This is a genomic window from Vibrio sp. SCSIO 43140, from assembly GCF_023716585.1.
Lineage (GTDB): Bacteria > Pseudomonadota > Gammaproteobacteria > Enterobacterales > Vibrionaceae > Vibrio > Vibrio maritimus_B.
Genome location: NZ_CP071850.1, coordinates 495,536 through 519,032 on the forward strand (window position 1 = coordinate 495,536; position 23,497 = coordinate 519,032).

Here is a 23,497-nt window from a genome sequence, read left to right on the forward strand (position 1 = left end):
GCAATTGGGGAGTTTCACTAGCTGGTGAGTAATCGCTGCAGCTTATCTCGTAGGCTAATGATGTAATCTCGCTCAGGCCCTTGCTTGTGGCAGTGCTCTAGAATGTACTCTACCGAGCTGAGTACCGTGCGCCACCTCGGTGTCTTCGGCAAGGTTTCTAGCCTTAAATACTTGTCGAGTGTTCTGGTTTGCAGTGTGCTTCTATCAAGATAGACGCGCCAAAGACCACTTTGCTCTGCAAAAGCAAACTTGGACTGTCCAGTCACCTCTTCCCAGTAACTTAGTGAGCTTGTCATAGTCTCAACGAGGACTTCACGCATGATTTCTGGTCGAGATTTTTCTTCGCCTTCAGCCTTATCTGCCAAGCGAGTAAACTCGCCACCAAGCTCTTTGAGCTCTCTGAGTTTGGCTTTATCGCCCTCAATAGCGTAAGTAGAAAGTGCATCGATGGCGGTCTCTAGGTTCTTCACTCTGCTTGCATCAAGGGATTGTCCCTGCTCGAAGATATAGATACTTTTCAGACCTGAACCTTGCGGTAGAGTAAGAACATCGGCATTGATATGCTGACGTACATCGTCGACGAAGGCGTCGATTTCGCCAAAGTAATGTTCTTGATTGAGGTGGATAAACTTAGGTGCAATCAACTCTTCGATGCTGGCTCGTTTCAGTTGCTCGATGGTACGCTTGAATAATCGAGCCGCGCTTTGGTTAGCAAACTGTACCTTTAAATCTTCGCGAATACACAAGATGGCTTCAGGCGCATTATCAAGCTGTTCTATTAAACGGCCTTGTGTCTCGAGTAGACTTGCCTCCACTAATGCTCGCTGTTTGAGTTCGTACTTAAGGGTTTGGTTTTCGGCGCGACGCTCCTCGGCTTTACTGGCTTGCAGATGCGCCGCGATACGGGCTGCGAGCTCTGGCTTGCTGAACGGTTTCGCTAAATAGTCATTGGCGCCGAGCTCGAAACCGCGCACTCTATCCTCTGGTTGGTTAAGTGCGGTCAGCATAATAACGGGCAGGGCGGCATGATCATATTTCTCTCGCACGGCTTCACACACTTCAAAGCCACTCATTCCTGGCATCATAATATCGAGAAGCAGTAGCTCTGGTTTCTCTTTTTCAATCTGCTCTAAGGCCTCTATGCCGTCTTTTGCAAGCCTGACTTGATAACCTTCAAGTCTTAAGAAGCTCTCGAGGATTCGAAGGTTAACCGGCTCATCATCGGCGATCAACAGCACAGGACCATCAGGGTTCTCTGGCAGTACTTCTTCCTCTTCGAGCTGCAACTCTGTGGATTCCGCGATCTGAAAGTGACTGACGCTGTTGGTTTGAGATTGTTTTTCAATTTCTTCTTGGGTCGCAAGAGGAAGCGTGAAGCTAAAAGTCGTGCCAACATGCGGTTGACTACTGACGTAGAGTGAGCCGCCCATCAGTTCAATTAATTGACGACTGATAGAGAGCCCTAGGCCTGCGCCTTGACGATAGTGACCTGAATCGTGCCCAGCTTGAACGAGTGGCTCAAAAATGTGTTCAAGTTGCTGGGCAGGAATGCCTTGACCTGTATCGACGACCTGAACGCGAATGTGGTCGTTCATGGCCGTGGCAGAGAGAACGATCTTACCCTCGTTGGTGTATTTAATGGCATTGCCGAGTAGGTTATACAGTACCTGTTCCAAACGTTGCGGATCTGCCGATACATAAGGAAGAGGCTCAAGTACCTGATTGATTATGCGAATTTTTTTATCACCGATCAGGTGATTAGAAAGCTCGATGACCAGTTGCGTGGTGCTGGTTAAGCTAAGTGCAGAGCGTTCTATATCCAGGCTGCCATAACGCATTTTGTGATAATCGAGAAGGTCGTCGACTAAGCTTGCGAGGCGCTGTCCACTGTTGACGATAATGTCTAGCTGGTACTTGTGATTCGCCCCGATAGGTCCATTCGCACCAGAGATCATTGCCTCAGCGATGCCTATCATGCCGTGCAGTGGGGTTCGAAGTTCATGAGAGGTGGTGGCTAGGAACTCATCTTTGAGTTTGTCAGCAACCTGCAACTCCTCATTTTGTTTCTTGATGATGGCAAGGCTCTGTTCGAGCTCTTGGTTTTGACTCTTAATCAGCTCAATCTTGTCTTTAATTGAGCGTCTCATTCTCTCAAAGCTCAATGCCAAGCGACCAATTTCGTCACCGCGCTCTAGGCTAATAATGGAAGGTTCGAGATCGCCACCAGAGGCACGCTCCGCTGCCCATGTTAGCTTGAGAAGTGGTGAGGTAATGAAGTTAGACAGGTAATGCGAGGCAGCAACTACCACAACGATGGCGGTGAGCATGGCGATCACAAATAAGGTTTCAAGCTGTTCTACGCTAGCAAACGCGATGGCTTCTGGCGTTTCGACAACTAACGCCCAGTGTGTCGTGCCTAGCGCAATAGGAGTGAACGCGGCAAAGTAATCTTTACCTAGGGCACTTTGATAGCTGCTGACATCCGAGATACCTGATAGCGCCATGGCGATGACTTTGTCACTGTTGGCGATAGTTTCTGGCGTGAGTCCGAGTAATTTCGCCGAGTGATCGCTACCAACTAAAAGAATATCAATGTCTGCTGGTGTGCCGTCAGTGACAAGTTTGGTGATGCCACTTATCGGCAAGCGGAACATGGCATAACTGTGAAGATAGCCTTGCTGTATGATGGGTGCGCCGATCCAAGCGTACTGTTTGTCATTGTAGCGAGCAAAATCCGAGACAATGACAGGCGTGTACTCTTCATTTTCTTTGCGTTTGCTGCTGACCTCTGACTTGAGGCGCTTAAAGGTTTCGCCTAATACCTGCGTCGAAAAATCACCGGTTTCTAGATTGGTACCAAAGTAGTCGTATTTGTATACCGAGTAGGTCACGTTACCCGATAGATCCACTAAAATGATGTCGTCAAAATCGGAGCGCTTTAGGTGCTCCATAAAAGCTCGATGATAACGTTTGTGCAATAGTCGGTAGCGCTCACTGCCAACAAAACTGCTGGAATCAGGGAGAATCGCGGTTTTGATCTTATCACCAGAGCCTTGAATATAGCGCTCCTGGGCATGCTTTCTCGCTTGCTCTACATCGTCACCAAGACGTTGAAATGCATTGACCAGGCCATAGAAGCGTCCACCACTTGCGTAGGCAAGCTCAGAGCGAACAAACCCCATGGCTTCAGATTCTTGCGCTTGGAAATAGTTGAGTAGCTGTTGTTGTTTGGTGTCGCGCAGTGAAACGAGATGAGAGGTGCTTTGATCGCGGAGATCTTGGCTGTGTGCGTTTAGAAAGAACAAAGCGATGATCGTCAGCGGCGTAATACTTAACACCAAAAACGCCATCATCAAGGTATTTTGCAACCGTTTGAACTTCTGTTTGCGACGCAACTTCAACATAGGGGCTATGCACTCTCACATTATCAATAAGATACTCTTAACCTAACCAATTTATCGACTTAATTTTTGTTGGCAAGTAAGTGACGGGCAAAGCGTGTTGAGGCACACAAAAATGTGTATGGGTGGTTAAGGTTGTAGGAAAAATGGAGGTTTGTGGTGATGAAACGCGTATTTAATGCACCACTTGGATCCAAAAGATGTCACCAAGTGGTAGAAGACAATATGCTGTAAAGTGCTTATTTTGCTGCGTGATAAATGGCGAACTTGCGATTTTTGTCGACGGTTTCACAGTTGCCAAAATGCTGCTCAATGATAGGTGGATACTTTAGGAAACTGTTGGCAACAATCCAAAGCTGGCCTTGATTATTTAGCTGGTTAGGTGCGTCAGCCAAGAGGGTTTCGGTAGCTGAGTAGCTGGTGTCTAGGCCCGCATGAAAAGGTGGGTTACTGACGATGAAGTCATAGCCCTTGCCTGTGTCGGAGTAGACGTCAGAGGCGAACACCTCGCCAGACAAGCCATTCGCCTCTAAGGTTTGTTTGCTTGATTCAATAGCAAAGGCATTGATATCACATAGGTTTAGCTTGATGTCTGGGTTTTTAATTCCCATGTAAGCACCGATAATGCCCGCACCGCAACCAAAGTCGAGCACCTTACCCTTTAGCTCTGGTAGGTTATTGAGCAGTAACTGGGTACCGTGATCAAATTCACCATGGCTAAATACACCGGGTAGGCTTTTGACCTTTATCTCAACACCGTTAAGTTCCACATCATAAGTCTTAATTTGGCTATTTAGATCAAACGCTTCTGGCGTTTCGTGGCATACACCCCAATAGAAGGAGCAGCGTCTTGCAGAGTCGTACTTGTTGATAGGGCCATAAGAGGCAAACATCTTTTCAATGCTTTTTACCCCTGAGCGATTTTCACCAACGACGACGATCTCTGTCTCTTTGCCGAGCGCAGCCAGCGACATGTGCAGCAGCATTTGTGCCTCAGCTTTTGCTTTTGGCCAGTACAGCAAGATCATATCTGCATCAATATCATCAGGAAGTGATGCACCGAATAGAGTGCGAATCTTCGATGATGATTGTAGGGAGCGATAGGTAATGTAGTTGCTGGTAAAAACCGTCACCTTGTTGCAGTGGCGACTCAGTTCAATTGGAAAGCTGTCCTCAATCTCGCCAATGACCAATACACGTTTGTCTGCAAAATACTCTAGTTGTCGTTCTGCGATTTGACTGGGTGCGATGTAGCTTGCCATGGCGATGTTTCTCTCGAAATAAAAAGGGAGGCGATTCTCTCACAAACCCCTCCCTGAAAAAAGACTCTAGCTTCTATCTTGCCCGTCGAGGAATTCTTTAAACTCCTCTTCGTACATGTTGAACAGTACCATGGTAATCGCAAAGATAAGCGGTCCGTATATCAGACCGATAAGACCAAATAAATGGATACCACCCAGCAGTGAGAAGAAAATCATTAGGGTGTTCATGCCAGCACTGCCTTGCATGAGCAGTGGGCGCAGCACATTATCGATAGAGCCAACAACGGCGATACTCCAGATAGCTAAGAATAGCCCCCAACCAGTTTCACCGGTAATCAGCAAATACGCCGTCGCCGGGATCCAGATAAGCGCGGTACCTACGACCGGAATGAATGATGCAAAGCCCATCATAGTGCCCCAGAACAGACCTGGGAAACCGGCCATCCACATACCAAATCCGCCAGCCGCACCTTGAGCAATTGCGGTTAAGAATGAGCCCATAACCGCAGACTTTGACACTTTTTCGATCTCGTTGAGTAGGCGATCTTCTTGACTGCGAGAAAATGGCAAAATATGACGAATCGCGGCGATGATCTTGTCGTGATCGCGCAAAAGGAAGAACAAAACAAACAACATCAAGAAGAAGTTCATCAGGAAGTTGGTTGCGTCCCCTAAGATCTTGGCGCTCATCGCGACTAAATTTGAGCCTAGTGAAGTCGCAAACTCAGCGGCTTTCTGAGCAATATCTTGCGGATTGATAGCATCAAAAGGCAGGTACTCGTTAACAAAATCAAGACCAGTCACAACCCAAGGGTGGGCGATGACCTCCTGAATACCCCCGCCAGTCACCCATTGATACATGTTCTGGGAGAACACGGAGCCTTGTTGAACGATAGCGCTAAATACCAGCATGAGCGGCATGACGATAATAAAGGTCAATACGATACAGGAGAGCAAGGCAACGATGTTTTTGTGTTTCGGCAGCTTACGCTCGATCCACTCATGGATTGGAAACATCAACAGTGACAAGATAAAGGCCATGACAATGGAGTTGATGTAAGGCTCCACCAAAAGATAGCAGGCAAACGCGGCAAATAGCAGGGCTACGACGAGCACCCAGTGGCTGGCGGTCACGTTCATTTTGTTGTTCACAGAGTTTCCTTTTCACTGGACGTGTTTAGCGTTATGTCGTTCTGCGTTCGACAAAAGCCGACAGACATACGCAGTGTTGGTCATATAATGGACGTAAATCTTTGAGTGATCAATTTAAAATAGTGTCAGAATTGACGAGAAAGGAGTGGGTTATGGGCTGTTGTAGCGGTGAAAAAAACTGTGAACAGAGTAAGAAAAAAAGACGCCCTTTACCATGGTTTACAATCACAATTGGGCTGTTGGTATTATTGGCGGTTCTCAACTGGCAGGGATAAAAAAGGGCTGAATTGTTCAGCCCTTTCCATTAATCAATTAGCGTCCAGCTTGAGATTATGCTTCTTGCGCCAGCATAGCGAAGCAGCGGTCAGCGGCTTCCAGCGTTGCATCGATCTCTTTTGAACCATGAGCTAATGAGGTGAAGCTGGCTTCAAACGCTGAAGGTGCTAGATAAACACCATGGTCCAACATTAGGTGGAAGAAGCGCTTGAAGCGTTCGATATCGCATTTCGCGACATCTTCGTAGCAAGTAATAGTCTCTTGCTCAGTAAAGAAGAAGCCAAACATGCCGCCCACCTGGTTTACGACCAACGGGATACCGTGTTTGTCTGCCAGTGATTTGAAACCGTCAGCAAGTTGTTTGGTCTTTTGAGCCAGACGCTTTTCGTTGCCTTCTTCAGACAATAGCGTCAAACAAGCGTAACCCGCCGCCATAGCGATTGGGTTGCCAGATAGCGTACCCGCTTGGTAAACAGGGCCCGTTGGCGCAATGTGTTGCATTACTTCTTTACGACCACCAAACGCACCTACCGGCATACCACCGCCGATTACTTTGCCAAGCGTCGTTAGATCCGGTTTGATGTTGTAGTAAGCTTGAGCGCCGCCTTGAGCAACTCGGAAGCCTGTCATTACCTCATCAAAGATAAGCAGTGCGCCTTCTTCGTCACAGATCTGACGCAGGCCTTCGTGGAAGCCTTCAACTGGTGGGATGCAGTTCATGTTGCCCGCAACTGGTTCAACGATGATGCAGGCAATCTCGCCCTTGTTTGCTTCAAACAGTGCTTTTACTGATTCAAGATCGTTGAAGCGAGCTGTCAGGGTGTATTTTGCAAAATCGGCAGGCACACCTGGAGAGCTAGGTTGACCAAGTGTTAACGCACCAGAGCCCGCTTTTACCAACAAGCTATCTGCGTGGCCATGATAACAACCTTCAAACTTCATGATTTTGTCGCGACCTGTGTAGCCACGAGCTAGGCGGATAGCACTCATTGTTGCTTCTGTACCCGAGCTCACCATACGAAGCTGTTCCATTGAAGGTACTAGCTTGCGAACGAGCTCCGCCATATTGATTTCCATTTCAGTTGGGGCACCGAAGCTAAGGCCACGTTGAGCTGCATCAATAACCGCATCGCGAATCACAGCATGGTTGTGACCAAGGATCATTGGACCCCATGAACCTACGTAGTCGATATACGCTTTACCATCAGCATCAAAAATCAATGGACCATCGGCACGTTCAACGAAGATAGGTGAACCACCTACGCCGTTAAAGGCACGAACCGGAGAGTTAACACCACCAGGGATGGTCTGTTGCGCTTTTTCATACAGCTCAGCTGATTTGGTCATGGAAAGTTCCTCTTTGCTTGTTCGGACCAAGTGTGCAGCATTGTACATCTCCAAGCGGAATCGAGAAGTGTTTTGAGCACATTTTCTTATATTGATACGAGTTTTGGGTACATCTCTATTAATTTGAGTTTGTCTAATACTTGAACGAAGCACTCAGGTATTAGATAATCGAAACCAATAACTTTACAAAAGACAATGATGCTCGACTAAGTATCGAGTGCTGTTGAGTCGTCGCAAGGCTGGTTTGCCAGTAGTGTTCGTTTTAGATCACTATAAGTGAAGGGCTGTTGCGATTGAGTAGCAAGAGAGGTTCCCGTGAGTGATGTAGCTATTCCATTAAATTTTTCTGATGCCGCGGCAACGCGCGTACAAGCGCTGATCGCAGAAGAAGAAAACCCAGAGCTTAAGCTTCGTGTTTACATCACCGGTGGTGGCTGTAGTGGTTTTCAATACGGTTTCACGTTTGATGAAAGCGTTAACGATGGTGATACTACCATCGAAAAATGTGGTGTAACGCTAGTCGTTGACCCAATGAGTCTACAATACCTTGTTGGTGGCACTGTGGACTATACAGAAGGTCTTGAGGGGTCACGTTTCTTCGTGAATAACCCAAATGCCACAACGACGTGTGGATGCGGTGCATCCTTCAGTGTCTAATTAGTGTGGTTAGAAAGGCGAACTTTAGGTTCGCCTTTTTTTGTCTCTACAAATCGTCAATCGGATAAAAAATGCGAGACTCGTAGCAAAACTGTCTGCAACTGCCGCTTCTCGTTTTGTTAAAATTGCGACAGTAGTCAGCTTAGCGCGTTAAACAGTAGGGTATCGTTTAACGATTGATTGCTAATTGTTTTTTAGAACCAACAGTGACCTTTATACGTACAAAGTCACTGATTTAACTAAACAACGTTAGTGTCGGAATACAATAATAAGGAAATTACTATGGCAACCACTCAAAGTGGCAGCTTTTTATCAAGACGTCCTTGGCTAATCTCTTTGGTCTGCGTGATCGCTTTGTCTATTTGGCTTGGCCTTGGTGTGCTAAAGGCGGAAGAAGCACCTCCTCAGAAAAAAGAACAAACCATTCCGCTAGCCCGTGTGGTCTATCAAGAATTTACTGCTGAAAACATAGAAAAGAAGATCGATTTGTACGGTCGAACGGCTCCCGATCGCACCGCTAAACTGGGTGCTGAAATTGCGGGAAAAATCATCAAGCTTAATGTGAAAAAAGGCGATAGTGTAAAAGCGGGACAAGCCATTGCCCAAATAGACAAGGGTGATTTGAACATTCAGCTTGAGCGTGCTCAAGCGATGCTAAACGTTAGACAACAAGAGTTTAACGCGTCTAAATCGCTAAAGAGCCGAGGCCTTCAAGGAGAGGTTGCCTACTCAACCGCAGCAGCAAATCTGACCGAAGCAAAAGCAATGGTCAGTGCCGCTCGATTAGCATTAAGAAACACCACGGTGACCGCGCCGTTTACCGGTATCGTTGATCACTTATCGATTGAGCTCGGAGATTTCGTCGGCATCGGCGATCCGGTTGCGACACTCATTGATTTGGAAACCTTGGTCATTGAAGCGGATGTGAGCGAACGTCACATTCAAAAGTTAAGTACTAATCAAAGCTCTAAGATCCGATTTATCGGCGGTGAAGAGGTGACGGGTACTTTGCGCTACATATCGCGTGTTTCTTCCGTCTCGACCAATACCTTCCCTATCGAAATCGCTGTGCCGAATCCAAATCAACGTATCCCTGCTGGGGTGAGTGCTGAGGTGGAACTGGCACTTGACCAGCAAATGGCGATCAAGATCACCCCAGCCATGCTTGCGCTTGATGAGACGGGCAATTTGGGCGTGAAAACCCTCAAGAACAATCGCGTTGATTTTGTGCCAATCCAGCTCGTTAAAGCTGAGCAAGATGGTGTTTGGCTCACCGGTCTTGGCGATAGCAGCGATATCATCGTTCTCGGGCAGGGATTTGTTAGGCACGGTGATGAAGTGGATGCCATTAGTGTGGACGAGGCGAATCAAATCGCTGAGCAGCAGTAGGGGGCAGCATGTATTCATTGATTGATGCGGCGCTGTCTCGCGCCCGAACTATGCTTACACTCTTGGTCATGATCCTGATTGCCGGTGTGGTGACCTATAACACGATTCCTAAAGAGTCGAGTCCGGATATTACGATACCGATCATCTACGTCTCTGTAGGGCATCAAGGAATATCGCCTGATGATGCTGAGCGACTTCTTGTCAGGCCGCTAGAAAAAGAGCTTCGTTCTATTGAAGGCGTAAAGGAGATGACGGCGGTGGCATCTGAGGGGCATGGCTCTGTCACTCTAGAGTTCAACGTTGGTGTTGATCTTACCAAGGCTATGGCTGACGTCAGAGATGCGGTTGATTTGGCCAAACCTAAGCTACCAGAAGACAGCGACGAGCCAACGGTTAACGAAGTGACCTTTGCCTCTCAACAGCCAGTGCTGTCTGTCGTGCTATACGGCACGGTTCCCGAGAGGACCATAGTGCAGTTAGCGAGACAGCTTCGTGACAAATTAGAAAGCTACAGACAAGTCCTTGAGGTCGATATTGCCGGTGATCGTGAAGACATCGTTGAGATCGTGGTCGATCCGCTGTTGATAGAGAGCTACGGGCTCGATCAAGGTGATATTTATAACCTGATTGCGCTAAACAACCGTGTTGTAGCAGCGGGCTTTGTTGATACTGGTTATGGGCGCTTCTCAGTGAAAGTTCCCTCAGTCTTCAATAGCTTAAAAGATGTGTTGGAGCTGCCTGTTAAGGTTGATGGCAAGCAGGTTATTACCTTTGGTGACGTGGCAACTGTGCGTAGAGCCTTTCGTGACCCAGACAGCTTTGCCCGTCTTGATGGCCGCTCAGCTGTTGTACTGGATGTGAAAAAGCGAGCGGGCGAGAACATCATCGAAACGGTGACTTTGGTCAAAGAGGTGTTGAGACAGGCTCAACTGAGAGATGAGTGGCCGAATAACCTGCAGGTGAAGTTCACCAAAGATGAATCAAAAGATGTAAAGATCATGCTCAATGATCTGCAAAACAACATCCTTTCCGCCATTATCCTCGTTGTTATCGTGATTATCGCGATCCTTGGCGTTCGAACTGCTCTATTGGTTGGGATCTCGATTCCGGGTTCCTTCTTAACAGGCCTATTAGTGCTCTCGGTATTTGGGCTCACCGTCAACATCATAGTGCTGTTCTCTCTTATTATGGCTGTTGGTATGTTGGTGGACGGCGCGATCGTGGTTACCGAGTTTGCCGATAGGCGAATGCAAGAGGGCACACCACGAAAAGAGGCATATCGAGATGCGGCTAAGCGAATGGCGTGGCCGATCACCGCCTCGACAGCAACGACGTTGGCAGCGTTTGCCCCATTGCTATTCTGGCCTGATATTACCGGCGAGTTCATGAAGTACCTACCAATGACCTTGATTGCCACGCTAACGGCATCCCTTGTTATGGCGCTGCTGTTTGTGCCAGTGCTGGGCGGTCTTATTGGTAAGCCTCAATATGTCTCTAAAGCTCAGCAAACCAAGATGGTGGCACTGCATGAGGGACAGTTTGATAAAGCTACCGGGATCACCAAACTCTATTACCACACACTGAATATCGCTCTGGGTCATCCATTAAAAATCCTGTTGTTGGCAATTGCCATGGCGATTGGCGTGGGCTTTGCCTACAACAAGGCGGGTCTAGGGGCAGAGTTCTTCCCAGAAGTGGACCCTCCGTACTTTAACGTTAAAGTGCGCTCACACGGTGATTTGTCTATCAATGAGAAAGACGAAGTGATGCGTGTGGTTGAGAAGGTGATGCTTGGGCATGATGAGTTTGAAAGTGTCTATACCAAAACAGGCGGCAAGGATGAGATTGGTGTCATTCAGATAACGCCAGTGGATTGGCAATATCGCCGTAAAGTGAATGCCATTATTGAGGAGCTCAAACAGACCACCGATCAATTTGCTGGGGTCGAGATTGAATATAAGTTCCCTGACGCGGGTCCTCCGGTTGAACATGATCTGGTGATTGAGCTGTCCGCTCGATTCCCAGAAGGTCTAGATGAAGCCGCTAAAACCGTTCGCCGCTGGGCTGATGGTAATGACAAGCTGACCAATATCAGCGATACCTCTAATAAACCGGGGATTGATTGGCAGATAGACATAAGCCGCGATGATGCTGCGCGCTTTGCAGCCGATGCTACCTTGGTGGGTAACACGGTTCAGTTTGTGACTAATGGTCTAAAGATTGGCGATTACCTTCCTGATGACTCCACAGAAGAAGTGGATATCTTGGTGCGCTTCCCAGAAGAGCATCGAGACATAGGGCGGTTTGATGAGCTGAGAGTGAAAACACCAGCTGGATTGGTACCTATTACCAACTTCGCCCAGATCACGTCAGAGCCGAAACAAGATACGATTAATCGTCTCGATGGTATTCGTATCATTAGTGTTCAAGCGGATATGGCAGAAGGCTATAACCTTGCGGTTGAGCTGCCAGGGTTTATTGAACAGCTTAATGGTATTGCGCTACCAAGCGGTGTTGAGTTCAAGATCAAAGGGCAAAATGAAGAGCAGAAGAATTCTTCTGAGTTTTTGCAAAGTGCCTTTATGGTCGCGTTAGCTGTGATGGCGCTTATCTTGATAACTCAGTTCAACAGCTTCTACCAAGCCTTGCTTATTTTGAGTGCGGTTATCTTCTCAACGGTCGGGGTGTTTGCAGGCCTGTTGGTGTTCCAGCGTCCATTTGGCATCATCATGTCTGGTATTGGTGTGATCGCTCTGGCGGGGATTGTGGTCAACAACAACATTGTTTTGATTGATACCTATAACCAGCTTATTAAGCGTGGTCTTGAGAAGCGCGATGCGATTCTACGTACAGGGGTGCAGCGTTTGCGTCCGGTGCTTTTGACCACTGTGACCACCATACTCGGTTTGATGCCTATGGTTCTAGAGATGAACGTTGACTTGATCAATCAAAAGATAGAGTTTGGCGCACCGAGCACCCAGTGGTGGTCTCAGCTTGCAACGGCGGTTGCTGGTGGATTGGCATTTGCGACAGTACTGACACTGGTTCTGACGCCGTGTTTGCTGATGCTAGGTCGAACAGAGCAGCAGGAAAAGAAGCCCTCAATACTCAGGCGAACACTGCGAAAGTTGAGGTCAAAACCTGAAAAAAAGCCCGTTAAGGCTGCCTAAGCTTCCAAAGCCCCATTTTCGATTTTTGAGATGGGGCTTTTTTATTGGCTTGCAAGAGTCGTTTCAAGTAAATAATCAGGACAGCTGATAGGTTTGTGCCATATTTTGATTTGTTATCTAGAATTTTACTCTGAATTTACGAGGTTATGTCGATGGTTTGGTTGTGTCTTGGCTTCGCTCTGTAACAAATGTTGGCGATTAGGCTATTTCAGAGGGAAGTGTGTTTTTTGCGATGTTTGTCGGGTTAGACCTGATGCAAATAAAGCGTTAAAGTTGTTGCGTAAACATACTGCTTGTTATGACAAGCTATGTGACATAGCCGAAAGTGAGTAATTTCGATTTAGGCTACGAATAAGACCTAACTATGTAATGCCAGCTCAGCAAGGACCTAATTGTTGAGGTAACTGGTAAGGAGACAATATGGCAGATTCAACCCCAGAAATGCTATCTGGCGCAGAGATGATCGTGCAATCTTTGATTGACGAGGGTGTACAACAGATCTTTGGCTACCCAGGTGGTTCCGTTCTCGATATCTACGATGCGCTGCACGAAAAGCGCGAAAACATCCAACACGTTCTCGTACGTCATGAACAAGCTGCAACACATATGGCCGATGGCTATGCGCGCGCCACAGGTAAACCAGGTGTAGTACTGGTTTGTTCAGGCCCAGGAGCGACCAATACCATCACAGGTATCGCAACCGCCTATATGGACTCGATCCCTATGGTTGTGCTATCTGGTAACGTACCAAACAACCTTATTGGTAACGATGCGTTCCAAGAGTGTGACATGGTTGGTGTATCACGCCCTGTGGTTAAGCACAGCTTCCTATTGCAGCGTGCGGAAGATATTCCAGAGACACTGAAAAAAGCCTTTTATATCGCCTCAACAGGTCGTCCAGGACCGGTTGTTGTGGATATTCCAAAGGATGTAATGAATCCGCAGATTAAGTTCCCTTACGAGTATCCAGAAGCCATTAAGATGCGCTCTTATAACCCGACACTATCTGGGCATAAAGGGCAGATCAAAAAAGCACTTAAGGCGATCTTAGAGGCGAAAAAGCCGGTTCTTTACGTGGGTGGCGGTGCCATTATGTCTGAAGCGGACCAACATATCGTCAAGCTGGCAGAAACCTTGAACCTGCCAGTAGTGAGTACTTTGATGGGGCTGGGCGCCTTCCCTGGTACACATAAGAATTCTTTAGGCATGCTAGGTATGCACGGTACATACGAAGCAAACCTAGCAATGCATAATGCCGACCTTATCTTCGGCGTGGGGGTTCGTTTTGATGACCGAACCACCAACAATCTAGATAAGTACTGCCCTGACGCTAAGGTTGTTCACATTGATATCGACCCATCGTCTATCTCGAAAAACGTGCGCGCAGACTTACCTATCGTAGGCTCTGCAGATGTGGTACTAGAGACCATGCTCAAACTGCTTGTCGAGCAGGGTGGCACGAACGATGAAGCGGCACTCAACTCGTGGTGGGATGATATTGCGGGATGGAAAGAGCGAAACTGTCTTGGCTATGAAACCTCAGAAGAGCGCATCAAGCCACAACAAGTTATTGAAGTGCTTCACAAGCTGACGGGTGGAGACGCGTTTGTTGCTTCCGATGTCGGTCAACACCAGATGTTTGCAGCGCTCTACTATCCGTTTAACAAGCCACGTCGCTGGATTAATTCTGGTGGTCTGGGCACGATGGGCTTTGGCTTCCCTGCGGCCATGGGGGTTAAATTTGCCTACCCAGATGAAGAGGTCGTGTGCGTGACAGGTGATGGCAGTATTCAGATGAATATTCAAGAGCTATCTACGGCAATGCAATACGACGTTCCAGTTAAGATCATCAACCTGAACAACCGTTTCTTAGGGATGGTGAAACAGTGGCAAGATATTATTTATCAAGGGCGTCACTCTAACTCATATATGGACTCTGTTCCTGATTTCGCTGCGATTGCAGAAGCGTATGGTCACGTTGGTATTCGAATCTCGAACCCAAGTGAACTGGAATCAGGTCTGAAAAAAGCATTAGAAATGAAAGACCGCCTAGTCTTCGTTGATATCAATGTTGACGAGACCGAGCACGTTTACCCTATGCAAATCAAAGGGGAAGGCATGCACAAGATGTGGCTAAGCAAGACGGAGAGAACCTAATATGAGACATATCATTTCGCTACTAATGGAAAACCAACCTGGCGCACTGTCTCGCGTTGTTGGCTTATTCTCTCAGCGTGGTTACAACATCGAATCTTTGAACGTGTCGCCGACCGATGACGAGACACTATCGCGACTCAATATCACCACTGAGTCGGATGAAATGGAGCTTGAGCAGATCCAGAAGCAGCTTCATAAGCTTATTGATGTTTTGAAAGTGCAAGAAGTGACGGAGTTTGACCACATCGAGCGTGAACTGATGATGGTGAAGGTTAAAGCAAGTGGCTTTGCTCGTGCAGAAGTGAAACGCACAGCAGACATCTTCCGTGGTCAGATCGTTGATGTTACGGCATCTCAGTACACGGTGCAGCTTGCTGGTACGGCGGAAAAACTCGATGCGTTTGTTTCAGCTTTGTCTGAGGTCACTGACGTGGTTGAGGTGGCTCGAAGCGGTATTGTCGGTATTGCTCGCGGTGAACGAGCGCTGAAGCCATAACGCTTCTAGAAGCATGAAAAAAGCCAGTCTCAGGACTGGCTTTTTTGTTATCTAACTTGTTATCTAGCTCGGGGGTTATCGATTAGCCTTCAATCTCAACAAATGGCGCTGGCTCTTCGATGATTGGTCGCATCTCTTCTTCCTCTTCTTGAGGTTGAGGCGCTTCTTCAACTTGTGCCGGCTCAGCCTCCGCTTCTGTATTGAGCTTCTCTTGTTGCTCACTGAATTGGAATGCTCGAATAACCTGCTTTACACCCGATACGTTGCGAGCAAGTTCAGTAGCAATATCGGCGTGCTCTTTAGATACATAGCCTAGCAAGAAAACTTCGCTGTCTTCGGTAATGACTTTGACTTTTACGCCGTTAAGTCTTTGATCAGTAAGCAGTGCCGACTTGACCTTGGTCGTTAGCCAGCTGTCATTGCTGATTTGGGTGAAGCTCAGTGGTTGTTTGATGCGAATCTGGTTGTAGACACGTTTGACACCGCTCAATCCCTTCACTTGGCTCTCAAGTTGACTGCTCAGAGCCTCGGTGTTCGCCTGACCCATTAGCACAACCGTGCCGCGCTGTGAGCTAGCAACGACTCGAACATTGCCCACGTAAGGGGCTTTATTGCCCATGCCAGCCACTTCGGACTCAAGGGCGCTGTCATTCCAGATCTCTTTTGCGCTGCGTGTGTCGGTGACTAGGTTAACCGTTGTTGCTGCGCCAGCGACAAATAATCCAGCACAGCCTGACATCATGACACTCACCATTAGGAGCGTGATCGCTTTATACATCTTCATGCTATTACTCTTCGTGAGACGGGAATAGAACTTGGTCAATAAGGTCACACAAGCAGTGCAAAGTCACCATGTGAACCTCATGAATGCGCGCCGTGCGGTGTGAAGGAATTCGAATTTCCACATCGTTCTCGCCGAGCAGACCTGCCATTTCGCCGCCATCTTTACCTGTGAAGGCGATGATGGTCATCCCACGCGTAACCGCCGCTTCCATCGCTTTGATGACATTCTTGCTGTTTCCACTGGTAGAGATAGCAAGCAGGATATCGTCAGTCTGTCCAAATGCGCGCACTTGCTTAGCAAAGATATCCTCAAAGTTATAGTCGTTGGCAACCGCTGTCATGGTGGTGTTGTCTGCCGTCAGTGTCATTGCTGGTAGGCTCGGACGCTCTGTTTCGAAGCGGTTAAGTAGGCATGATACGAACTGCTGAGCGTTGGAGGCCGACCCGCCATTGCCGCAGCATAGGATCTTGTTGCCATTCAGCAGAGTTGCAACCATGGCCTGGGCTGCGTGAGTGATGACGTCTGGCAGGGCTTCTGCCGCTGCTATTTGAATTTGAATACTTTCAGTAAAACTTTCTTTGATGCTATCGCGCATGGTTATCCTTGAGTGATCGCGTTTTTTATCCAGTTGATATCATTGCCTTGTTCGTGGATGGCAACCACATCAAATCGAAATTCGGTGTCATAGGGTGATAAGCCATTTTTGAGTAGCCACAGCGTCGCTGCTTTCTCAATCTTTTTGGCTTTGGCACGTGTCACCATCTCTTGGGCCGTGCCATAGTTTTGATTGCGTCGATACTTAACTTCAATGAAGACAATGCTCGACTTGTCGCGCATGATGAGGTCGACTTCGCCACATTTTACCGTGAAGTTGTCAGTAAGAGGAACTAAACCTTGTCGACCAAGGTAGTCTTTGGCGAGTTCCTCATAGTTTTTGCCGACGGCACGCTTACTCGCTGACGGTTTGTTCCAGGGCAGCAATGTCATCGGTACTCTCATCCTGAGCGGGTTCTGCTGTCGCTTCTTGCTCAGCAGCTGGTTTGGTTTCGCCGTATACGCCCCATGAAATTTGGCGCTGTACGATACAGCTTTGGTCAAGCGTAAGCACGCCAGTTTGACCATCTACTGAGTAGCCCTCAACCGCTTTTAGTTGCGGTAGCTCTTTCGTTAGCGTGTACGCGTCCATGCCAAGTGCTTGGAGGCGCTTCTCTGCATTTGAGCTCTTAGGCCAGAACTTGTTCATTTGAGCATCAAGCTCAGAATCTTCATTAACGAGCAGCGGAATATCACTGTATACCACACCAGTGAGGTCTTCGTATTGGCGCTTCTCGCTGTGGCTGTGAGAGTCTGCAAACAGCTTAGGCTGTGGTGCATCTGGGTTAATCGCCACTTCGATAAACGGTTTGATCAAAGTAAGATCGGCGTTATTCGCGACAATGTAGACTGAATCGACATCACGGCGGCTACGCGGTTGATTCTCAAGCTTCATCCCTGTTAGCGCTTCCATCTGTGCGATACGCTGCTGACTCTCTTGAAGACCAAACACATTGTTAATGGTTTTCTGGAGCTGAGCACGGTTCGCATATTGTGCGACCGCAACCTTGTTGTCACTCACTTTGGACCATTCTTCCTCAAATGCTTTCGCGACCCGGTTACCTAGATTGCCTTGAGGCGCAATGATTAGCGGGAATGAATAGTCATTCTTTGCTAAATGTTGTGCTGCCTGTGCAACTTCTTGCTCGGGTGACAGTGTTAGGTAACACATCATTTGCGATGGTTCGATATCGTTTGGGATATTGAGCGCAAGTGCCGGAATCGGTGTTTCTGAGTTCTGTTGAGCCTGCTGAAGCTTTTCAACATTCTCTTTTACAAGTGGGCCAACGATGAAATCGACGCCATTGGCGACAAGTTTCGCTTTGATATCACTCGGTGTTGCTTCGTTAGTATCGATGACAGTGAAGATGGCTTCGGGATCGCGCACTTCGTCGTCCATCATCGCCATCATAAATCCATCACGAACCAGCGCAGCTTGTTTTGCGTACTTGCCAGATAGTGGCAACAGAAGCGCAGTACTGTGCGGTGAAGAAATCTCGAGGTTTAGTATGTCGTAGATGCTTTGCGGTGTGTAGACAGCTGCTGGGTGGGTTGGGTTTTCCGTCAGCCAGTTCTGCAAGGTGTTTTGAAGCTGAGGCAGAGAGCCGCCCATTGCTTTCATGTAGGTCGCTAATTGTAGCCACCCATCAAGCACTTCTTCTTTCGGCTCAGCAACCAATGTTGAAAGGTCTTGAGCAGAGTACTGGTTTAGGTTGTTCCAGATAGCGGCATTAATGGCTTCTTGCTGGTCACGTGGAGCGAAGCCTGACATCGCGATCAGCTCACGGCTTGCCTCGAAGTAGTCGCCCATCGCCGCTAGGCTTTGCGCGCGAAGTTGGTAGTAGCGCTGCCACTGTTGCTGGGCCAGTGGCCACTCAACAGGGAAGTTAAGCTGTAGGTAAGCATCTTGCGCTTTACCTTGAGCAAGGTTTAGCTCAGCTCGAGCAAGTTGCCATTCAGCTTGCTGAATCGTTGTTAGATTTTGTTTCGCTAAGCGATTAGAGAGCCTTTGAGCTTGCTCGTAGTTACCTTCTTGGATAGAAGCCTTAAGCGCTAAAATTAACCACTCATTGGCAAATCCACCTTGATCGGCGTCCGCGCGCATCAGATAAGTCTCTGATGAGGCTGTCGGTGCAAGGGTGATGTCTACGCTCGCAGGGGCGCTTGGCTGGGAAGAACAAGCGGCAATGGTCAAAGCCAATGCAATTGGAGTCAGTAGGCGTGTTACACTATTTCTCTTTGGGTTCATCATTGCCATGAGCTCTTTAATCACTATTCGTGTAAAATCATTATATTAATCGTTGAAGTGCTGGTAAACAAATGACAAGCAACAAAACTACTTATATTGAGCAACCAACGCTCTTTATTGTACCGACACCGATCGGAAATCTCGGTGATATCACACAAAGAGCGCTAGATGTGCTTAATAGCGTCGACATTATTGCTGCTGAAGATACGCGCCACACAGGCAAGCTTCTGTCTCACTTCAATATTCAAACTAGAACATTTGCGCTGCATGATCACAATGAGCAGCAAAAAGCGCAAGTTTTAGTCGATAAACTTCTAGCGGGGGAATCTATTGCATTGGTTTCTGATGCAGGGACTCCGCTAATTAGTGACCCAGGGTATCATTTGGTCTCTCAATGTCGTCAAGCAGGCGTTAAAGTTGTGCCATTACCTGGTGCATGTGCGGTGATCACGGCGTTGAGTGCCTCTGGTCTGCCATCTGATCGCTTTAGTTTTGAAGGCTTTTTGCCAGCGAAGAGCAAGGGGCGCAAAGATAAATTTATGGAGATCGCCAAGGCTGAGCGTACTTGCATCTTCTATGAATCACCGCACCGAATCACCGAGTCCCTCGCTGATATGTTGGACGTGCTCGGTCCTGAGCGCGAGGTAGTACTGGCTAGAGAACTCACAAAAACTTACGAAACGATTCAAGGTTTGCCATTAGGTGAGCTGATTGAATGGATTGAAGAAGATGAAAACCGTAAGCGCGGCGAGATGGTGCTGCTGATTCATGGACACAGAGAGCCAGTGAACGAAGAACTGCCTGATGACGCGACGCGTACCTTGGCAATTTTGGTCAAAGAACTGCCGTTAAAGAAAGCCGCTGCTGCGACGGCTGAGATCTATAACCTCAAGAAGAACGCCCTCTATAAATGGGGTTTGGAAAACTTATCCTAGAAAAACATTGAGTAATCTTGCTCGCTTCGCTACAATCCGCGCCCTGAAGTTGACCGGATAGTCGCTGCTTCGTTGACGTCCCCTTGAGCTTGTCTTGGGGGAGACTGACGGAGGGGAGGAAAGTCCGGGCTCCACAGAGCAGGGTGCCAGGTAACGCCTGGGGGGCGAAAGCCTACGACAAGTGCAGCAGAGAGAAGACCGCCGATGGCTCCATTTCTTCGGAAGGAGCACAGGTAAGGGTGAAAGGGTGCGGTAAGAGCGCACCGGGCGACTAGCAATAGTTCGTTGCAAGGTAAACTCCACCCGGAGCAAGACCAAATAGGCCCCCACATTGCGTGGCTCGCGTAAGGGGGCGGGTAGGTTGCTCGAGCCAGTGAGCGATTGCTGGCCTAGACGAATGGCTATCACCGCTTCGGCGGATACAGAACCCGGCTTACAGGTCAACTTCACCTATTATAGAAAAACCCATTACAAATTGATTTTGTGATGGGTTTTTTGCTTTTTTATCACCTATCTTTACGATAGGCTGAACTTAACCAGATGACGTTACTGCAGTAAATCAGTAAACTTGTCATCTTTGCCCAAGCAACTCTCGAGATCACCCATGAGCGAATCCTTTCAACACATTTCGGTACTACTTCACGAATCCATTGATGGTCTAGCGATCAAACCGGATGGAACTTACATTGATGGAACGTTTGGTCGCGGTGGTCACAGTCGTCAGATTCTTTCACAATTGGGTGACAACGGTCGCCTATTCAGTATTGACCGCGATCCGACGGCTATCGAAGAAGCAAAAAAGATCGACGATCCTCGCTTTACCATTATCCATGGTCCGTTCTCAGGCATGGCTGAATACGCAGAGCGCTATGACCTAGTAGGGAAAGTCGATGGTGTGTTGCTCGACCTTGGCGTCTCTTCTCCTCAGCTTGATGACGCAGAGCGCGGCTTTAGCTTTATGAAAGATGGCCCATTGGATATGCGTATGGATCCAACGTCCGGCATACCCGTTTCTGAATGGTTGGCGCAAGCTGACCTTGATGACATTACTTGGGTGATTCGTGAGTTTGGTGAAGACAAGCACGCTCGCCGCATCGCAAAAGCGATTGTTGCTCATCGTGAAGACGAAGAGAAAGAGCCGCTGACGCGCACGAGTCAGCTAGCGAAGTTGATTTCAGAAGCTGCGCCAAAGAGCTTCAAAGAGAAGAAGCATCCGGCAACGCGTGCATTCCAAGCATTTCGCATTTATATCAATAGCGAACTTGAAGAGATCGACACCGCGCTTAAAGGGGCGGCAAGCATTCTTGCTCCACAGGGGCGACTGTCAGTGATCAGCTTTCACTCGCTAGAAGATCGCATGGTTAAGCACTTTATGCGCAAAGAGAGTAAGGGCCCACAGGTGCCACATGGTATCCCAATGACGGAAGACCAAATTCGTGCTCTTGGCAGCGCTAACCTTAAAACAATCGGTAAGGCGCTCAAGCCTTCTGATCAAGAAGTGGAAATGAACACTCGCTCACGCAGTTCTGTACTTCGTGTGGCGGAAAAACTGTAACGGATGACGGGATGTCTAACCAGCCGACTCATAATCTCGCGAAACTGATTGCCTCAGATATCATCACGGTAGGGCGTATACCGCTCATGGTCTTCTTGATGATATTCGCAACAGCGATGGGGGTGGTATTTGCAACCCATCACACGCGTGAAGCCATTAATGAAAAAGATCTTGCGCTTCAGGAGCGTGAGCGGCTTGATAACGAGTGGCGCAACCTCTTACTTGAAGAAAATGCGCTTTCAGAACATAGCCGAGTGCAGGCTATGGCGAAACAAGAGTTAGATATGACGCGCCCAGACGCAGACAAGGAAGTAGTGGTTTCCCTGAAATGAAAGGCAAAAAAGTCGTTAAGTCTTCCAACAAGAAACAATCTCAGCAAGCAGCTACCCAGCCAGAGCTCATTGCCTGGCGTTTTCGCCTTATTATGGGTGGCGTGCTTCTTATCTTTGCTGCGCTTATCGTGCGTATCGGCTACATCCAAGTTATCGAGCCTGACAACCTGATTAAGCAGGGCGATTTACGCTCTGTGCGTGTTAAAGCGCTGCCGTCTGCGCGCGGTATCATCTCAGACAGAAACGGTGAGCCACTGGCGGTGAGTGTACCTGTGCAGGCCGTGTGGGCCGATCCCGCTACCATTTTCAAAGACGATGGTCTAAAACAGCTTGACCGCTGGCATGCCCTTGCTGATGTTCTCGGTCTCGACCGAGATGACTTGATCGCTAAAATCAATAAAAACAAATCCCGCCGATTTATCTACCTGCAACGCCAAGTAAGCCCTGCAATGGCAAAGTACATTAAAGAGCTAAAACTCTCAGGTGTTGGACTGAAAGCCGAATCAAGACGTTACTACCCAGCGGGTGAGGTTAGTGCTCACTTAGTCGGCGTAACAGGTATTGATGGGCATGGCCTTGAAGGGGTGGAGCGAAGTTACGACAAGTGGCTGACGGGTGAAGCTGGCAAGCGCATTATTCGTAAAGACCGTTACGGGCGTGTGGTAGAAAATATATCTCTGGAAAATAGAGAGGAAGGCAAGCCGCTCGAACTGACTGTCGACCAAAGACTTCAGGCGATCGCTTATCGTGCTGTTAAGCAAGCGGTAGCAGATTATCGTGCGACGTCTGGCAGCGCCGTCATCATAGACGTGAAAACGGGTGGCGTGCTAGCCATGGTCAATGCCCCATCGTACAACCCGAATAACCGCTCTTCTCGCCAATCATTTACCATGCGTAACCGAGTGATCACCGACGCTATGGAGCCAGGTTCTACTGTTAAGCCGTTTGTGGTGCTAGCGGCTTTAGAAGCTGGGATTGCCGATGAAAATACCATTATCGATACCGGCAATGGCATCATGCAAATTGGTGGCAGTCGCGTACGCGATACCTCAAAGGTTGGCAAAGCGAACCTCGCTAAGATTCTGCAAAAGTCGAGTAACATCGGTGTCGCTAAACTGGCGTTAGACATGCCACTAGAGGCGCTACTCGGCATGTATAGCTCTATCGGCTACGGTCAACTCTCTGGTCTTAACCTCGTCGGTGAAACCACTGGTATCTTCCCGAATCGACGCCGCTGGTCGCAGTTTGAAATCGCGACTCTAGCGTTTGGCTACGGCATCTCCATTACGCCTCTTCAGCTCGCTCATGCTTATGCGACGCTGGGCAATGGTGGCTTATACCAGCCTGTACATATTATTGAAAATAACCAGCAAGACCTGTCAAAGCAGGTCATTGATCACGACTACGCGATGTCGGTTTTGCATATGCTCGAAGCGGTAACGCAGCCGGGAGGTACGGCAACGAGAGCAGCCGTGCCTGGCTATCGAGTTGCTGCAAAAACCGGTACATCAAGAAAGGCGGCTGCGGGTGGCTATAGCGATGAGTATGTAGCGATCACCTCAGGTGTTGCCCCAGTGAGCGACCCACGCATTGCCTTGGTTGTGGTCATCAATGAACCACAAGGTGACCAATATTATGGCGGTGCCGTAGCGGGGCCGGTATTTTCCGAAATCATGAAAGGAGCGCTACAGATACTGAATGTCGCTCCCGACGAAAACCAATTTCAGCAATAGGTGAGAAGC

General features: G+C 48.3%; 17 protein-coding genes and 1 other RNA gene. 10 read left to right on the forward strand and 8 right to left on the reverse strand.

Features of this window, described 5'->3' with window-relative positions; translation table 11 throughout:
* Positions 1-17: 17 nt before the first annotated feature.
* The 4 genes from J4N45_RS02550 to hemL form a co-directional block, all read right to left on the reverse strand.
* Positions 18-3,404, reverse strand: a complete 3,387-nt coding sequence (locus J4N45_RS02550) for a hybrid sensor histidine kinase/response regulator (protein ID WP_252013431.1) — start codon at positions 3,402-3,404, stop codon at positions 18-20.
* A gap of 236 nt (positions 3,405-3,640) precedes the next feature.
* Positions 3,641-4,663: a 16S rRNA (guanine(1207)-N(2))-methyltransferase RsmC gene (gene rsmC / locus J4N45_RS02555; protein WP_252013433.1), complete on the reverse strand. Its 1,023-nt coding sequence runs from the start codon at positions 4,661-4,663 to the stop codon at positions 3,641-3,643.
* A 66-nt stretch (positions 4,664-4,729) separates the two neighbouring features.
* Positions 4,730-5,803: an AI-2E family transporter gene (locus tag J4N45_RS02560; RefSeq protein WP_419153449.1), complete on the reverse strand. Its 1,074-nt coding sequence runs from the start codon at positions 5,801-5,803 to the stop codon at positions 4,730-4,732.
* 342 nt (positions 5,804-6,145) lie between these two features.
* A complete protein-coding gene (gene hemL, locus J4N45_RS02565) occupies positions 6,146-7,438 on the reverse strand; it encodes a glutamate-1-semialdehyde 2,1-aminomutase (protein WP_128648001.1) in 1,293 nt (430 codons plus the stop codon).
* A 315-nt stretch (positions 7,439-7,753) separates the two neighbouring features.
* On the opposite strand from hemL, the gene erpA reads away from it, so the two are divergent.
* The 5 genes from erpA (at position 7,754) to ilvN (ending at position 15,307) form a co-directional block, all read left to right on the forward strand.
* Positions 7,754-8,095, forward strand: coding sequence for an iron-sulfur cluster insertion protein ErpA (gene erpA / locus J4N45_RS02570; protein ID WP_042475971.1), 342 nt, complete (start codon positions 7,754-7,756; stop codon positions 8,093-8,095).
* Between the two features lie 282 nt (positions 8,096-8,377).
* On the forward strand, positions 8,378-9,484 hold the full coding sequence (locus J4N45_RS02575) for an efflux RND transporter periplasmic adaptor subunit (RefSeq protein WP_252013436.1): 1,107 nt from the start codon (positions 8,378-8,380) through the stop codon (positions 9,482-9,484).
* 8 nt (positions 9,485-9,492) lie between these two features.
* Positions 9,493-12,654 carry an efflux RND transporter permease subunit gene (locus tag J4N45_RS02580; protein ID WP_252013438.1) on the forward strand — a complete coding sequence of 1,054 codons (3,162 nt, stop codon included), beginning with the start codon at positions 9,493-9,495 and terminating at the stop codon, positions 12,652-12,654.
* 420 nt (positions 12,655-13,074) lie between these two features.
* Complete coding sequence (locus tag J4N45_RS02585; RefSeq protein WP_252013440.1) at positions 13,075-14,811, forward strand: acetolactate synthase 3 large subunit; 1,737 nt, start codon at positions 13,075-13,077, stop codon at positions 14,809-14,811.
* 1 nt (position 14,812) lies between these two features.
* Positions 14,813-15,307 (forward strand): acetolactate synthase small subunit, encoded by a 495-nt coding sequence (gene ilvN, locus J4N45_RS02590; protein WP_006072691.1) that lies wholly within the window; start codon positions 14,813-14,815, stop codon positions 15,305-15,307.
* Between the two features lie 82 nt (positions 15,308-15,389).
* Here the strand turns inward: ilvN and J4N45_RS02595 are convergent, their stop codons facing one another.
* Genes J4N45_RS02595 through J4N45_RS02610 form a run of 4 tightly spaced genes read right to left on the reverse strand, consistent with a single transcriptional unit; the run spans position 15,390 to position 18,942 of the window.
* Positions 15,390-16,085 carry a BON domain-containing protein gene (locus J4N45_RS02595; RefSeq protein ID WP_252014641.1) on the reverse strand — a complete coding sequence of 232 codons (696 nt, stop codon included), beginning with the start codon at positions 16,083-16,085 and terminating at the stop codon, positions 15,390-15,392.
* 10 nt (positions 16,086-16,095) lie between these two features.
* Positions 16,096-16,686, reverse strand: coding sequence for a phosphoheptose isomerase (locus J4N45_RS02600; RefSeq protein ID WP_234494514.1), 591 nt, complete (start codon positions 16,684-16,686; stop codon positions 16,096-16,098).
* A gap of 2 nt (positions 16,687-16,688) precedes the next feature.
* On the reverse strand, positions 16,689-17,078 hold the full coding sequence (locus tag J4N45_RS02605) for a YraN family protein (protein ID WP_042475983.1): 390 nt from the start codon (positions 17,076-17,078) through the stop codon (positions 16,689-16,691).
* Entirely contained in the window at positions 17,041-18,942 is a 1,902-nt protein-coding gene (locus J4N45_RS02610; RefSeq protein WP_252013442.1) for a penicillin-binding protein activator, read from the reverse strand. The genes J4N45_RS02605 and J4N45_RS02610 overlap by 38 nt, the downstream gene beginning before the upstream one ends.
* 62 nt (positions 18,943-19,004) lie before the next feature.
* Here J4N45_RS02610 and rsmI point away from each other — a divergent pair, with 62 nt between their 5' ends.
* The 5 genes from rsmI (at position 19,005) to J4N45_RS02635 (ending at position 23,488) form a co-directional block, all read left to right on the forward strand.
* Positions 19,005-19,868: a 16S rRNA (cytidine(1402)-2'-O)-methyltransferase gene (gene rsmI, locus J4N45_RS02615; RefSeq protein ID WP_252013444.1), complete on the forward strand. Its 864-nt coding sequence runs from the start codon at positions 19,005-19,007 to the stop codon at positions 19,866-19,868.
* A gap of 45 nt (positions 19,869-19,913) precedes the next feature.
* Positions 19,914-20,320: RNase P RNA component class A (gene rnpB, locus J4N45_RS02620), an RNA gene on the forward strand.
* A 152-nt stretch (positions 20,321-20,472) separates the two neighbouring features.
* A complete protein-coding gene (rsmH, locus tag J4N45_RS02625) occupies positions 20,473-21,423 on the forward strand; it encodes a 16S rRNA (cytosine(1402)-N(4))-methyltransferase RsmH (protein ID WP_252013447.1) in 951 nt (316 codons plus the stop codon).
* An 11-nt stretch (positions 21,424-21,434) separates the two neighbouring features.
* The gene (gene ftsL / locus J4N45_RS02630; RefSeq protein ID WP_252013449.1) at positions 21,435-21,755 is read left to right on the forward strand and encodes a cell division protein FtsL; all 321 of its coding nucleotides are present in this window, start codon (positions 21,435-21,437) and stop codon (positions 21,753-21,755) included.
* Complete coding sequence (locus J4N45_RS02635; RefSeq protein ID WP_252013451.1) at positions 21,752-23,488, forward strand: penicillin-binding transpeptidase domain-containing protein; 1,737 nt, start codon at positions 21,752-21,754, stop codon at positions 23,486-23,488. Before ftsL ends, J4N45_RS02635 begins: the two co-directional genes overlap by 4 nt.
* Positions 23,489-23,497 lie beyond the last annotated feature (9 nt).